At 76.7% G+C, this 14,843-nt stretch carries 8 protein-coding genes; 6 read left to right on the forward strand and 2 right to left on the reverse strand.

Features of this window, described 5'->3' with window-relative positions; translation table 11 throughout:
- Nucleotides 1-27: 27 nt before the first annotated feature.
- The gene (locus ACWFQ8_RS12925; protein ID WP_453786243.1) at nucleotides 28-561 is read left to right on the forward strand and encodes a GNAT family N-acetyltransferase; all 534 of its coding nucleotides are present in this window, start codon (nucleotides 28-30) and stop codon (nucleotides 559-561) included.
- Nucleotides 562-685: 124 nt separating this feature from the next.
- On the opposite strand, the gene ACWFQ8_RS12930 is transcribed toward ACWFQ8_RS12925, so the two are convergent.
- Both ACWFQ8_RS12930 and ACWFQ8_RS12935 read right to left on the reverse strand, forming a co-directional pair.
- Nucleotides 686-985 (reverse strand): hypothetical protein, encoded by a 300-nt coding sequence (locus ACWFQ8_RS12930; protein ID WP_453786244.1) that lies wholly within the window; start codon nucleotides 983-985, stop codon nucleotides 686-688.
- The gene (locus ACWFQ8_RS12935; protein ID WP_453786245.1) at nucleotides 982-1,722 is read right to left on the reverse strand and encodes a GmrSD restriction endonuclease domain-containing protein; all 741 of its coding nucleotides are present in this window, start codon (nucleotides 1,720-1,722) and stop codon (nucleotides 982-984) included. Before ACWFQ8_RS12935 ends, ACWFQ8_RS12930 begins: the two co-directional genes overlap by 4 nt.
- Nucleotides 1,723-1,915: 193 nt before the next feature.
- Here ACWFQ8_RS12935 and ACWFQ8_RS12940 point away from each other — a divergent pair, with 193 nt between their 5' ends.
- The 5 genes from ACWFQ8_RS12940 (at nucleotide 1,916) to ACWFQ8_RS12960 (ending at nucleotide 14,814) form a co-directional block, all read left to right on the forward strand.
- The gene (locus tag ACWFQ8_RS12940; RefSeq protein WP_453786246.1) at nucleotides 1,916-2,782 is read left to right on the forward strand and encodes a DUF4132 domain-containing protein; all 867 of its coding nucleotides are present in this window, start codon (nucleotides 1,916-1,918) and stop codon (nucleotides 2,780-2,782) included.
- Nucleotides 2,783-2,886: 104 nt separating this feature from the next.
- Nucleotides 2,887-7,803, forward strand: coding sequence for a DNA-binding protein (locus ACWFQ8_RS12945; RefSeq protein ID WP_453786395.1), 4,917 nt, complete (start codon nucleotides 2,887-2,889; stop codon nucleotides 7,801-7,803).
- Nucleotides 7,804-8,054: 251 nt separating this feature from the next.
- Nucleotides 8,055-9,227: an ATP-binding protein gene (locus tag ACWFQ8_RS12950; RefSeq protein WP_453786247.1), complete on the forward strand. Its 1,173-nt coding sequence runs from the start codon at nucleotides 8,055-8,057 to the stop codon at nucleotides 9,225-9,227.
- Nucleotides 9,228-9,325: 98 nt separating this feature from the next.
- Nucleotides 9,326-12,964 (forward strand): vWA domain-containing protein, encoded by a 3,639-nt coding sequence (locus ACWFQ8_RS12955; protein ID WP_453786396.1) that lies wholly within the window; start codon nucleotides 9,326-9,328, stop codon nucleotides 12,962-12,964.
- A complete protein-coding gene (locus ACWFQ8_RS12960; protein ID WP_453786248.1) occupies nucleotides 12,961-14,814 on the forward strand; it encodes a hypothetical protein in 1,854 nt (617 codons plus the stop codon). The genes ACWFQ8_RS12955 and ACWFQ8_RS12960 overlap by 4 nt, the downstream gene beginning before the upstream one ends.
- Nucleotides 14,815-14,843 lie beyond the last annotated feature (29 nt).

Here is a 14,843-nt window from a genome sequence, read left to right on the forward strand (position 1 = left end):
GCACCGGTGTTCGGCAGGATGGGCCGCATGACCGAGATCCTTACCCCCCGCCTCCTCCTGCGCCGCTGGAACGACGACGACCTCGTCCCCCTGTCCGAGATCAACGCGGACCCGGAGGTGATGCGGTGGATCGGCGACGGATCGGTCCGTGACCTGGAACAGACCGCCGAGGACCTCGAACGCTGGGAGGAGGACTGGGACGAGGAGGGCTTCGGTCTTTTCGCCGTCGAGCTCCTGGGCTCCGGCGAGCTGATCGGCCTCACCGGCCTCTCGGTCCCCGAGTACCTGCCCGAGGTCCTCCCGGCCGTGGAGATCACCTGGCGGCTCGGCCGACAGTACTGGGGCCAGGGCTACGCATCCGAGGCCGCCCACGCCACCTTGGAGTTCGCCCTCCAGGACCGGGGGCTGGACCGGGTCGTCGCCATCAACCGGGCCGGCAACGACGAGTCCGAGAACGTGATCCGCAAGCTCGGCATGGTGCTGGAGCGCGACACCACCCACCCCGAGTACGGCCACCTGCTGCAGATCCACGGCATCGACCTCACCGAGTACGAGGCCTGAGCGCACCTGCGGCGGGCCCTCGGGGCCCGCGCGTCGTGGGCCGATCGGCCGACCCCGGCGTCCTCCGGACCGCCGGGCGGTCGGGGCCGCCGGACGGCCGGGCGGCGGCTTCCGCGCCGCTGCCTCAGGCCGGTTCCGTCCCCGGGGCCCGCGCCGCGCGGCCGGCCCGGATCGCGGCCAGGGCGGCGGCGTGCAGGGCCGCGGGATCACCGTGATGGGGGAGCGGGCTGCCGGTGAGCGTGTACCACTCGTCCGCGTCGGTGTACTGGACGTCGAAGGTGACCAGTTCCCCGGCGACCGCCGTGGTGCGCAGGGTCAACGGGCCCGTGATGACGCCGACCTCGTCGGTCATCGCGCCGCCCGGGCCCGCCGGCACCTGGTCCTGCCACTGCCGCCCCGGTGCGGCGGGGTTCCGGTCGGTCATGACGCGCAGGTGTCCAGCATCGTGGTGAGCATCTTCTTCTCCGCTTCGGTGACGGTCAGCCCGTAGGCTGATTTGACGGTGGTCCAGGCCCGGCCGTACTGGCACCAGCCAGAGCGCTCCGGCGGCTGCCACTGGTCCGGGCTCTGGTCGCCCTTGGAACGGTTCGAGGAGGCCGTGACCGCCAGCAGCTGCGGCCGGTTCAGGTCGTTGGCGAACTCCTTGCGCCGGGCCGCGTCCCAGCCGGCCGCGCCGGAGCGCCAGCCCTCGGCCAGGGGCACCACGTGGTCGATGTCCATCTTCGCCGCGTCCGTGACGAGCACCCCGTCGTAGAGGCTCTTCCAGGTGCCCGAGACGGCCTTGCACTCGGCGTTGCGCACGACGTCGACGCCGTCGCGGCGCAGCACCGTCTCCCGCGTGTCGCACTTGTCGCCCTGCTCGGCCCAGTGCGTGAACCTGGCGCGGCTGTACCCCGCCATCGTGCCCACCGGAGCCACCTTCAACGCGGCCAACTGCTTTCGGGCGACGGCCGTCGAGACCATCCCGGGCAGTACGTCCCCGCCGGCCGGCTTGCCGTCACCCGCCGGTGGGGCGCCGGTCGGCGGGGCGGACCGCGCGGTGCCCCCCGGCGCCGACGGCTTCCCGTCCGCCCCGCCCCCGGCCGGATCCGCGCAACCGGTCGCCCCCAGCAGCAGCGAAACCACCAGGACCCCACCGAGCACAGCTGTCTGACGTCCCATGTCCCCACCCCGAGCCGCTCCGCGTTCTGTCAGCGAAGCCTACCCAGATCCGTACATACAACCGACCGGGCACCCTCGCACGGGTGTTGTCAGTGGCCCTCGCTAGTCTCCCGGCATACCGCGGCTCAGGGGGTTCGGCTCCCCCCTGTCAGGGCTGCGCGGAATCGGACGGGACAGGCAGGGGCACGGGCTCATGGCATGGCTTGCGGCGGGCGAGGGGTACGAGATCGCCCTGGTGGAGGGACGGGTGGCGGCGCGGTCCATCACCGGCCGGTCGGCGGGACGGCAGTTGAAGACACTGCCCAAGGCGCTGAAGGAACACCCCGAGGTGGACCGGCTGCGCCGGCTCGGGGAATGGCTCGACCGGCACGAGGCGGCCTGCGTCGCCCAGGTCGACACCTGGATGGTGTCCTCGCTGCCGGTGCCGACCGAACTGCTCGCCCGGGTATGGCCCGACGTGGCCTGGCAGCACGCCCTGCGGGACCTCGCCGTCGTCGGCGAGGACCCGGACGAGGTGGGCTTCCTGCGGGACGCCACCTCCGCCGGCGAGTTGAAGGTGGTCAACCTGGACGGCGAGACGGTGCGGCTCTCACCGCTCACCGTGACGCTGCCGCACCCGGTGCTGCTGCCCGACCTGGACGACGTACGGGACTTCGCGGCCGAACTGGGCATCGAGCAGCGGGTCGAGCAGATCCACCGGGCCACTTGGAGCAAGCCGGCCGGGCTCACCGCCACCGCCACCGAGGTCCGCGACTACGCGGGCGGGGTGTTCGCCAGCCGCTACGGCCTGGCCGCCCGGGCGACCGGCCTCGGCTACCGCGTCTCCGGCGGCTACGCCACCTGCAAGGTCCGGGACGCGGGACGCGACCTGGAGGCCTCGGTGTGGATCGGCGAGCCCTACTACGAGGACGAGACGAGTACCGGGGCCCTGAGCTGGCACGACGAGGAGGGCCGGGCGGTCCCGCTGACGGAGGTCGGGCCGGTCGCCTGGTCCGAGGGCATGCGGATGGCCGCGGCGCTGTACGCCGGGCGCAAGATCGAGGAGGGCCGGGACGCGTGAGCACCCCCATCGACACCACCACGACGACCGGTACGGCCGGTACGACCGACAGCACCGACAGCACCGACAGCACCGACAGAAACACGAGGAAGGACGGCATCTCCGTGAGCGAGGCCGAACTGCTGCTCAAGGCCGGGGCGGTACTGCCGCACGGCACACCGGGAGCCGGCCCCTCCGCCGTCGACCTGACCGCACGCTCCTACCACCACCCCGCCTTGGAGGACGGCCGCGTCGTCGTCCGGCTCGCCGCCGCCGAACTGGGCGCGGCCGAGGACCTCGCCGCCGGCTTCCTCGGACTCGTCCCCGCGCAGGGCCCGCCTCCCGTCGTGGGCCTCCGGCGCCGCCAGGAACTCGGCTTCCCCGAGTGGGTCCTCGTGCACCATCCCGACGACGGCCACCACGCGCTCGCCGTCGTACCCGAACTCGACCGCCTCGCCCGGCAGGCCAAGACCAAGCCCAAGGCCGCCCTCGACGCCTGCCACGAACTGGCCGGGCGGCTCGCCGCGGCCGTCCCCCACTTCCTGCCGGTCTTCTACGAGCAGGCCGCCCGCACCTTCCTCGCCGTCGAGAACACCACCTACGCCGCTCAGTTGTTCGGCCGCGCCCGTACCGCCGAAGCCCAGCACGGCCTGGCCGTCGACGAGGACCGCCTCGACGCCGTCTTCCTCGAATTCGCCCTGGCCGGAGCCCTCCCGGTGAAGGTGCTCACCGGATACGGCAAGGAACTGGCCGTCCGCGTCAGCCCCGCCGAGGCCTACGAGCGCTTCCGCCGCCTGTGCGTACGCCGCACCGCGGGCGGACTGCCGCCCTCCGCCCAGGCCGCCGTCGAGCTGCGCCGTCTCGCCCGCGCCGCGGGCCTCACCGGTACCGAACCCGAGCAGGACTACCTCGCCGAACTGCTCCCGCTGCCCGCCACCCTGCGCGCCGCGACCGGCTGGTGGAAGGCCCACCGCGGCGCGCTCGTGGCCCTCGCCCGCCGCGTCCCGGCCGTACGCGGCACCCTCCTCGGGCTGACACCGCCCGGCGGCGGCGACAGCGTCGCGCTCACCACCCTGTGGCTGGACGTCCTGGAGGAGTCCGGGGCCACCGCCGGGCTGGTCTCCGAGGACCTCCCCGCCGAAGAGCGGTGCGCCGACGGCGCCGCCGGCTGGCTGGAGCGCTTCCACGCCGCCCGCCACGCCGGCTGGGGCCTGAGCCCCACACCCCCCGCCCTGCTCGGGCTGGTCGACCGCTGCGCGGAACGCCTGCGCACCGAGCTCGCCCGGCCCGGCCGCGAGGCCGGCCTGCGGGTGGGCGTCGAGGACGCCGACCTGCTCGACCTGCTGCTCACCCTGGACGTCCCCGTCGCCGACCCGGACCCCCAGGACAAGCGGCGCCGCCACGACGCGCTGAACCTGCGCGACTGGGCGCGCGCCGACCAGCGCCGCGAACTGCTGGCCCTCGCCGCCGACGAGCGTTTCCACCCGGCCTTCCGCCGGGCTCTGGACGCCCTCGGAGACGCCAACTCGGGCACCGACGTCATCCAGCGCGTCGCCGCCTCGGCCGGCGGACGCCCCCTGCTGGCACGGTGGATGAGCGAGGTCGCCCGCGCCTCGACCGTCGCCGGCCTGCCCGGCATCCCCGACGCCATCCGGCGGCTGACCTGGCTGCCCGCCGAAGCCCTCGAACTCGCCCCCGAGGACGTCGCGGCCGCGGCCGCCGCCGACCTGGGCGAAACCCTCGCGCGCACCCTGCGCGGCGGACTCTTCGAGGAGCTCGCCTGGCCCGCATGGGAGAGCGCGGTCGCCGAGCTCGCCCCCGCCAAGGGCCGCCACGGCCTGACGGTCACGGAGGCCTGGCCCTATCTGATCGTCGCCAACGAGACCCAGGTCCGGGTCATCGACGCGGACTCCACCGTCCTCACACACGACCTGCGGATCCCGACGGGCTCCTCCTACCGCCACGGATTCCACTACGTGGACGGCGAACTGCTCGTCTTCTGGTCCTCCTGGGGCAGCGACGCGCAGGCCTACTGGCACTCCTCGCCCGCCACCGTCTTCACCCTCGACACCAGACGCGACTACTGGTCGCCGCGCTCCGACCACATCAGCCTGCCGCTCCCGGGCGGCGGCCGCACCACCGGCGGAGGCGTCCTGCACCGCGGCGACACGCAGCTGCCGGACGAGCGGCCGCTGCTCTGCGACGGCGCCTCGTACTGGGTGTGGCAGCCCAACGACCAGCAGACCGACGGCAGCTGGCAGGAATACGACCCGCGCGGCGCGGCCTACGGCCGCCACTCCCGGCCCGCGTTCTTCTCCGACTTCGTCACCGCGGCACGCGCCGGCCGTCCCGAGAACACCGTCACCGCCGGTCACGGGAGCTGGCTGCGGCCGACCCCCACCGTGCCCGGCTCGGCGCTCGGTGCCCCGGTGGACGGCCTGCACGGCTGGACCACCGTACGCATCGCCGGTGACGGCTGGCGCGGGGCCCACGCCAACGGCCTGCGCGTCTCGGTGCCCGAAGGGCACAACGCGCCCGTCGCCGCCCTCGTCCTCCCCGGTGACGACCGGCCCCGCGCCCTGTCGCACCACTGGCGCGAGCTCAGCCTCACCGACCCCGACGGCGTCCTCACCACCCGCTCCCGCGGCGACCACCGCAACGACGACCGGTTCGCCACGGGAAGCGTGGACCTCCCGCCGCTCTCCCACTGGTACGCCCTGCGCCCGCGCGACCCCGAGGGCTCGCTCGCCCTGCGCGCCGCCGACCGGGAAACCGTCGCCGCGCTCCTCAAGGCGGCCGCCGCGGCGGAGCGGCTCACTGACCTGCCCGACCTGGTCGCCGCCACCCTGCCCCAGGTCACCGCTCCCCAACTGATCGGCGGGATCGTCGAAGTCCTCCGTTTCACCCTCGACCAGCAGAAGGCCCTCGACGCGGTCGCCGCCCGGCTCCGGGCGGACACGGGCACCGCGCGGGAAACCGAGCAGGGCCCGACCGACCGCCTGCTCGGCGACGCGCTGAACGGCCTCATGGGCTCCGGCTACTACCGCTGGGGAAGCGACAGCGACGCCGCCCACCGCCTGCTGCGCGAACTCGGCGCCGTGTGCGCGCGGACGGACGCCGAGACGGTTCTCGGCCGACTGCACTTCGACGTACCCTGCCTGCCGTACAGCGGTCTGCCCTGGACGCAGTTCCTCGACCAGCCCGCCGCCGCGGCCTACCGCGCCGTCACCCAGGCCTTCACCGACGAGCAGCGCGCGGCCCTCGTCACCGTGCTCGACGCGGTCGCCCGGCTCGGCCTGGACTCGTCCGAGGGCTCCGCCGGCCGCTGGCGCCGGGTCCTGCTCCACCTCGACCAGCGCCACCTGACCACCGGACTCGGCGCCGAACGCAGCGTCCACCACCGCACCGTGCTCCCCCTCGGAGGCGGCGCCGCCCTGGCCCTGACGGAGCACAGCCAGGCCGTTCCCGACGGCCACGAGTACGGCGCCCTGTTCCACGACCCCACCGGGCGGTTCCTCGCCCCCGGCCCGTACACCGTGCGCGGCGACGCCCCGCTGGGCGACCGGGAACGCACCGCCGGCTGGCTGGCCGCCCTCCTCGCCGAGGCCGCCGAGCGCGGGCCGGCGCCCTTCCGGCCGGAAGCCGCCGAGGAGTTCGCCCGGCTCACCGGAGTCTCCACCACGCTCGCCCGACTGGTGGTCGCCGGGATGCCGCACATCGACCGCTACGACCGCAACTTCCTGCCCGCCGAGCTGCGCACCGCCCTCGGGGTCAAGGCCACCGACGCCGCCCACGCCCGCGACGAGCTCAAGAGCCTCGACTCCGGCGTACGGTGCGCCGTCGTCGCGGCGCTGCTGCCCGCCGAACCGGCCCGGCTGTGGAGCGAGGGCCCCGACGCGGCGGCCGCGGCGGACGTGTGGAACCGGCGGGTCGGCCGCCGTACCCCCGTCCCCGACTGGCTGGCCACCGAGGCCGCCCGCGCCGTACGGACCTCATGGCCCGCCCACGCCGCCCTGCGCGCCCTGCTCGAACCGTCCGCGTCCCCCGAGCTCTCCGTGGACGCGGCGTGGACGATCCGCGGCGACCACGCGGAGCTCCTGGAACCCGCCGACAGGCCCTTCGACACCTCGGTCCTGACCGGCTCCCTCGGCATGGCGGCCTGGCTCGCCCACCGGCTCCCGGCCGGGGACCCGATCCGGGCGTCCCTGCCCCCCGTCCTGACGGCAGTGCGCCAGCGGCTGGCCGCGCCCGGACTGCTGCTCGGCACCTGGGGCTACACCAGCCTCACCGACTTCCGCGCGGCGGCCGGCACACCGACCGAGACCGGCGAGGGGTACGAGCGCTACGGCGCCGTTCTGATGGCCACGTACGACGACCGGCCCAAGCCCGCGCTGCGCCCGGCGCTCCTCGACTCCACCGGGGGCGACCCGTACCTGCCGCTGCTGCGCGGCGACGACCAGCACCCGTCGTGGGTCGAGACGGCGCTGCGGACCGTCCACGATCCGGGGTTCGCCGCGCTGCTCGCCGACCCGGGAGCCCCCGCCGCCGGTGCGGCCGACGGGGACGGCACCTGGTGGCCGCAGGACCCGACCCGCTCCGTGCCCGAGCTGGTGGCCGAGGCCGCCGGTGCGTACGGGCTGGGCCCCGACGCGGCGGCGCTCTACCTCGCGCTGCTCGCCATGCCCGACCCCACGGACCGCAACACGGCGCGCTGGACGGGCTGGAAGCCGGCCCGGCTCAAGGCCGCGCGCGCCGAACTCGCCGCCACCGCACTGGTGGTGTCGGCGGACCGCAGCCGGGCGGGCCGCTCCCTGTTCCTGCCGGGCGCGTGGGCCGAGATGGACTCCCCGACCCTTCCCGTGGAGCAGTGGAAGCTCCCGATGTACGCCCCCGTCGCGGGAAGCCGGCCCGCCTTCGGCGTACTCGTACCGCTGGAACCGGCCGCGGAGCTGTACCGGCGCGCCTGGCAGCGGGTCCGGGAGGGCGACGTACCGCGCTTCGAGGAACTGAAGGTGAAGCGCACCCGCGGCCGCCGCCGCTGATCCGGCGCCGTTCCAGGAGGGGGGGGGGGCCCCCCCCCCCGCGGGGGCCCCCCCCCCCCCCCCCCCCCACCCCCCCCCCCCCCCCCCCCCCCCCCCCCCCGCGGCTGCGGGGGGGCGTGCGGGGGGGGGGCGCCCCCCCCCGCGGGGGGGGGCCCCCCCCCCCCGACCCGTCCGTACCCGTACCCGCACACCTGCACCCGCACCACCCGCACACCTGCACCCGCACCGCTCCGGAAGACCGAGGACCCCGCATGACCGTCACCGAAGAACCCGCTCCCGTGCCCGTCCCCGCCGCCCGGCAGGTGGTGCCCGCCGAGGAGCGGTACGCCGGCGAGCTCGCCTTCCTCGCCGCCCAGGACACCGGCCCCCGCCCGCCCGGCTGGGCCCTGACTCCGCGCGCCGTCGTCACCTTCATCTGCGGCAGCGACGGCGCCGAGCTCGCCCTCCCCGGCCGCCGCCGGACCGCACTGCCCGCGAAGCTGGCGATCGCCCCGAAGTTCGTCGGCGAACGCGCCCTGGTCGAGCGCTGCGTGGTCACCCTCGCCGGCGAACGCGGTCTGCTGCTCACCGGCGAGCCCGGCACCGCCAAGTCGATGCTGTCCGAACTCCTGGCGGCCGCCGTCTGCGGCACCAGCGCCCTCACCGTCCAGGGCACGGCAGGCACCACGGAGGACGCCTTCCGCTACGGCTGGAACTACGCGCTGCTGCTGGCCCAGGGGCCCACCTCACAGGCGCTCGTCGACTCCCCGGTCCTGTCCGCGATGCGGACCGGCCGGGTGGCCCGCGTCGAAGAGATCACCCGCTGCCTGCCCGAGGTGCAGGACGCGCTGGTGTCGATCCTGTCCGACCGGAGGGTCGCCGTACCCGAACTGACGGCCACGCAGGACGCGGTGGTCTCGGCCGCGCCCGGGTTCACGGTCATCGCCACCGCCAACCTGCGCGACCGCGGTGTCTCGGAGATGTCCGCCGCCCTCAAGCGTCGCTTCAACTTCGAGACGGTGGCCCCGATCGCGGACGCGGACGCGGAGGCCGAACTGATCCGCCGCCAGGCGGTGGCCGCCGTCCAGCGGGCCGGCGCCGCCTTCGGCGTGGACGACGCCGTGCTCGACGCACTGGTGACCGTCTTCCGGGACCTGCGCTCCGGACGCTCCGCCGAGGGCTGGGACGTGGAACGCCCCGGCACCGTCATGTCCACCGCCGAGGCCGTGCAGGTGGCCGCGTCCCTGGGGGTGGCCGCCGCGTACCTGCCCGGCGGCGACGTGCTGGACCTGCTGCCGGGCCACCTGCTCGGAGTGGTACGCAAGGACGACCCGGCCGACCACGGCCGGCTCCTGGGCTACTGGGACGGTCCGGTCCGCCGCCGCGCCGAGGACGGCTCGGCGATGTGGCGCCGCCTGTGGGACCTGCGCGGGAGCCTCCGTTGACCACCCCCACCCCCACCCCCACTCCCCGCCCGACCGCGGTTCCGCCGGTCGACGTCACATCGACCCGGCTCGCGGACACCGGCCCGGGGGCCGATCCGCTGCGTGCGGTCGAGGCGTTGGCGGCGTCGCGCGAGCCCTACCTGCTCGGCGTGCGCCACCACAGCCCCGCGCTGGCCGCCGTGGTCCCGGAGCTGCTCGACGCGTCGGGGGCGGACCTGGTCTGCGTGGAACTCCCGGCGGAGTTCCAGCCCTGGCTGGAGCACCTGGCCGACCCCGAGACGCAGGCGCCGGTCGCCCTCGCGGGATCGGGGGAGGGCGGCCGGCTGGCGTTCTACCCCTTCGCGGACTTCTCCCCGGAACTCGCCGCGATCCGCTGGGCCCGCGAACGGGGCGCGACCGTACTGTGCTGCGACCTGCCGCTGGCCGATGAGGGCTGGACCCTGCGGGACCCGTCCCCGGCGCCCCGTCCCACCGGCTCCGCAGGGCCGCGCCGTTCCTTCGCGGAGGGCCTGTCCGCCGCCGGCTCCGGCCGCGACGGCGACGACATGTGGGACCGCACGGTGGAGGTGCTGGCACCGGGCTGCGCCCCGGAGGCCGTCCGGCGCGCGGCACTCGGCGTCGGCTGGGCGCTGCGCGCCGACGCCGCCGTCCCGGCGACGGACCTGGCACGCGAGGCCCGCATGCGGGACGTGATCGCCTCGGCCGCCGCCGGGGGCCATCGGGTGGCCGCCGTCATCGGCGCCTTCCACGCCCCGGCCCTCACCGGCCCCCCGGCCCCCGGCCCCGGCGTGGCGGCGGCCCCCGGCTCCGGCGTGCCTGCGGCTCCTGGCTCCGGCGTGGCCGCAGCTTCCGGCCCCGGTGTGGCGGCTCCTGGCGCCGGCGCCGCGGCGGCCGCCGGCCCCGGCGTGTCCGCGACCCCTGGGCCCGGCACGGCCGCGGCTATCGGCGTCGGCGCCGGGCCGGACGTGCGGCGCGACGCCGTCACCTCGTTCGTGCCGTACTCCTTCGACCTCCTCGACTCCCGCTCCGGGTACCCCGCCGGGATCCGGGACCCCCTCTGGCAGCAAGCCGTCCTGCACGCCGGCGGGGATCCCGGGCGGCTCCGCGAGGCGGCCTCCGTCGCCGTCACCCGGATCTGCCGCGAGCTGCGCCGCGCCGGACACACCGCCGGGACCGGGGAGGCCGCCGAGACCCTGCGGCTCGCCTGCGACCTGGCCGTCCTGCGCGGGCTTCCCGCGCCCGGCCGCGGCGAGCTCCTGGAGGCCGTCACCACCGTCCTCGGCCAGGGCGAACCCCTCGGCCGGGGCCGGGCCCTGGCCCGCGCCCTGGAGGCCGTACTCGTCGGCACCGCCCGGGGGCGGATCACCCCCCGCGCCCCCCGCTCCGGCCTCGGCCCCTCCGTCGAGGCCGAGCTGACCGCCCTGCGGCTGCCGTCCCCCGACGACCCCGCACCCCGGGAGATCCGCCTCGACCCGTTGCGGTCCGACCTCGACGCACGGCGCGAGGTCCTGCTGCAACGGCTCCTCGTCTGCGGAGCCTCGTACGGGGAGCCCCTCGCCGTGGCCTCCACCGGCGACGGCACCGCCCTCGGCACGAAGTGGCGGCTGTCCTGGACGCCCTCCGTCCCGGCCCGCTTGGACCTCGCCGGAGTCCGCGGGGTCACCTCCGCCCAGGCGGCCGCCGGAACACTCGGCGACACCGCGCGCCGGGCCGCGGCCGACGGCGGCCCGACCCCCGCCCAGATCCTCACCGGGCTGGCCGCCGCCGCCCGGTGCGACCTGCCCGAGTTGGTCGACGTACGCCTCCACGAGGCGGCCACCGCCCTGCCGGCGACCGCGACCCTGCCCGAACTCCTCGACGCCCTCGACCTCCTGGAGGCCCTCCACCGGGGTCACCTGCCCGGCACCTCCGCCCGTTCCGCCGCCACCGCCGCCGCGCTCACCGGCGAGCTGCTGGAGGCAGCCGTACGCTCCCTGCCCGGACTGTCCGGCAGCGCGGACCCCGCCGACGCAGCTGCCCTCGTGGCCCTCGCCGACCGCGCCGCCGCCCATCACCTGGGGCTGCGCACCGACGACGCCCTGGCCGCCCTCGCCGACTCCGGGTCCCCGCTGATGCAGGGCGCCGCCCTGGCCGTACGGGTGCTCCTCGACCTCGACCCGGCGGCCGAGCTGGGCAGCCGGGCCGCCGGCTGGATCGACGGCGCCGGCACCCCCGACGCCCGCCGCGTCCTGACCCGCCGGATCGCCGGACTGCTCACCGCCGCGGGACCGCTCCTCCAGTCGTCCCCGACCGCCCTCACGCCGCTCCTGGACCGGGTGGACCACCTCACCGACCGGGACTTCCTGGAGCGGCTCCCGGCCCTGCGCGGAGGCTTCGACGCCCTCTCGCCGACCGCCCGCGACCGGCTGCTCGACACCGTCACCGAGCGGCTCGGCGACCGGATCGACCTCACGCTCGACGCGTCGCCCGACCTCCTGGCCCTGTGGGCCGCCGCCGACGCCTCCGGACTCGCCGCGCTCAAGGACCTGCCCCTGCCGCCGGCCGCGGCACCCCCGGCCGAAACGGCCCCCACCGCGACCGACCCCGCCCCCACCCCCACCGCGCCGGACGACGACCGGCGCCTTTCGCCCGCCGACCGCTGGCGGCTGCTGCTCGGCCGCGAGCGCGACCGCCTCCCGGACGGCGCCCGACGCTATGCGCACGCGCTCGACGAGCTGTACGGCGCCGGGCGCGGCGAAGGCACCTCCGACATCGGCGGCGGCCAGGGCGCCGGCGGCGGCCAGGAGGCGTCCTTCCCCACCGCCCGGGAGTGGTCCGAGGAGCTGGAATCGCTGTTCGGCGCCGACATACGGGAGGAGGTGCTCGCCGGAGCGGCCGAAGCGGGCCGCACCGACGTGCTCGCCCAGCTCGACCCGGCGTCCGTACGCCCCTCGGTGGAGCTCCTGACGTCCGTACTGTCCCTCGCCGGCGGTCTGCCCGAGGCCCGACTCGCCCGGTTGCGCCCGCTGGTCAGACGCTTGGTCGACGAACTGGCGAAGGAGCTGGCCACCCGGCTGCGCCCGGCCCTCTCCGGCCTCGCCACCCCCCGCCCGACCCGTCGCCCCGGCGGCAGGCTCGACCTCGCCCGCACCCTGCGCGCCAACCTCGCCCACACCCGGCGGCGGCCCGACGGCAGCGTGGTCGTCGTACCGGAACGCCCCGTCTTCAGCACCCGGGCGAGCCGAGAGGCGGACTGGCGGCTCATCCTGGTCGTCGACGTCTCCGGCTCGATGGAGGCCTCCGTCGTCTGGTCGGCGCTCACCGCGGCCGTGCTCGGCGGCGTACCCACCCTGTCCACCCACTTCCTCGCCTTCTCCACCCAGGTCGTGGACCTGACCGACCGGGTCGAGGACCCCCTCTCGCTGCTGCTGGAGGTGCGGGTCGGCGGCGGTACGCACATCGCCGCCGGGCTCGCGCACGCCCGCTCCCTCATCACCGTCCCGAGCCGGACCCTGGTCGTGGTGGTCAGCGACTTCGAGGAGGGTGCCCCCCTCGGCGGACTCCTCGGCGAGGTCCGCGCGCTGGCCGCCTCCGGCGCCCAGCTGCTGGGCTGCGCCGCCCTCGACGACACGGGCACACCCCGGTACTCGGTCCCCGTCGCCCGCCAACTCGTCGCGGCCGGTATGCCTGTGGCCGCCCTCAGTCCCCTCGCCCTCGCCCGCTGGGTGGGCGACCGCCTCCGTGGAGAGCCCCGTTGAGCCCTGACAACACGGCCGGCCCCGGCACCGTACTGCCGCCCGTCGCACCCGAGGTCCTCGCCGAGGCGGTCGAGAACCTCACCGCCCGACTGCGCAAGAAGCTCGACGCCGCGATCGCGGCCTGCGGCGCGGACGCCGTCCGCGCGACGGACGGGAGTACGTGCGTCCGCTTCGGCGAGGACGCCCTCGTCACGCTGAGCCCCGGCCCGGACGGCACGATCTCCGAAGCCGGGCAGGCCGTCTGCGGTTGCCTGCTGGCCCCCCGCTGCCTGCACCGGGCCGCCGTCCTCGGCGCCGCCCCGCTGGCGGATCGGGAGCCGGAGCGGACGCCGGGGGAGGAGCAGCACCCCGAGGCGGCCCCGGCATCGGACGCAGCGTCCACGGCCCCGCACGCCGATGCGAACCCCGGCGGGCAGGGCCCGCCCGCCCTCGGCGAGGACCGGCTGCGCGCGGCCGCCGCGCTCTGGCGGGCCGCGGCCGAGGCCCTCGCCGCCGGAGTCACCGCCGCGGGCGCCGTGGCCCAGGCCGAGCTCCTGCGCGCGGCGCACACCGCCCGCGTCGCCGGGCTGCCGCGCGGCGAGGCGGCCGCCCTACGGGTCGTACGCGGCCTGCGCGCCGCCCGCGACCGCCAGGCCGCCCAGCGACTCGGTGACCTCACCGAGGGCTTCCGCGAACTCCTCCACACGGCCGGACTGCTGGCGGCCGGATCCGTCGACCCCGCACTCACCGGAACCGCCCGCCGGGCCTACGCCTCCGGCGGCAGCCTCCAGGTGTACGGCCTGTGCCGGGAGCCCGTGCTCTCCGCCACCGGATACGCGGGCGTGGTGACCCACCTGCTCGCCCGCGACGGCAGCCCCTACTCGGTCTCCGACGTGCGGCCCGGGGGCCTCGCCCGGGCCCGCGGAGCCGGCACCGCCTCCGTAGCGCTGGGCGGAGCCGTCCTCGACCACGCCGGACTGGCCCGCGGGGGCCTGCGCGTGGCCGGCGCCACGGTCTCCGCCGAGGGGCGCCTCGGTTCCGGACGCGGCGTCAAGGCGACCCCGCTGCGCGGCGCTCCCTGGACCGAACGGCCCGCCGCGGCGCTGTTCGCCCGGCCGGCGGCCGAGGCCGTGGCCGAGCTGCAGGCCGACCCGGCCGGGGGCGATCCCGCACTGCTCGGCTGCGAGGTCGTGGTCGTCGGCCCGGCGGGGGACCACCTCCTGGTGCGCGAGGCGCGCCCCGGCGGCCCCCTCCTGCGGCTGCGGCCCGCCCACCCCCACCCGGAGCTGGCGCACACCGACAACCTGCGCCGCATCGCCGCCCACCCGGGCCTGCTGCTGCGCGTCCTGGGCCGTCCCGATCTCGACCGCGCGGCGACCCTGCGCCCGCTGGCCGTGGGCCCGGTGCCCGGCGCCGAGTACACCCTGCGGCTGCCCGAGGAGTGGCTGGACCGCGCCGACCTCGGCTACGACCGGCTCCAGGGCGGCCACTTCCCGCCCGCCGCCGACGCCCCGCCGCCGGAGGTCCCGCTCGCCGTGCCCGACCCGCTGGCGGACTCCCCGCTGTGGCGCGTACGCCGGCTGCTGGAAACGGGGGTCGCGGGCGGCCGCAGGGCGGTGGCCGAGACGGGCCGCGGCGGCGAAGCCCGCACGGTGCAGGGTCCGTTGCGGCGGGCCGGGCTGAGCGCCGCCGCGGAACTGGCCACCGCGCTCACCGCCGAGGCGGACCGCCGCCCCCGCGACGCCTTCGGCCGCCTCACCGACCCCTCGGCCGACGGCTACGCCTGGGCCTGGCTGGCGGCGGCCACCCACCTGGCGGCCGCGGAACGTTCGCTGGTCGCCGCCTCGTGGGAGGCCTCCCGCGACGCGTGAGGTGCGGCCCGCCCCGTCGCCGCCCTGCC

Source organism: Streptomyces sp. NPDC055254 (genome assembly GCF_053606025.1).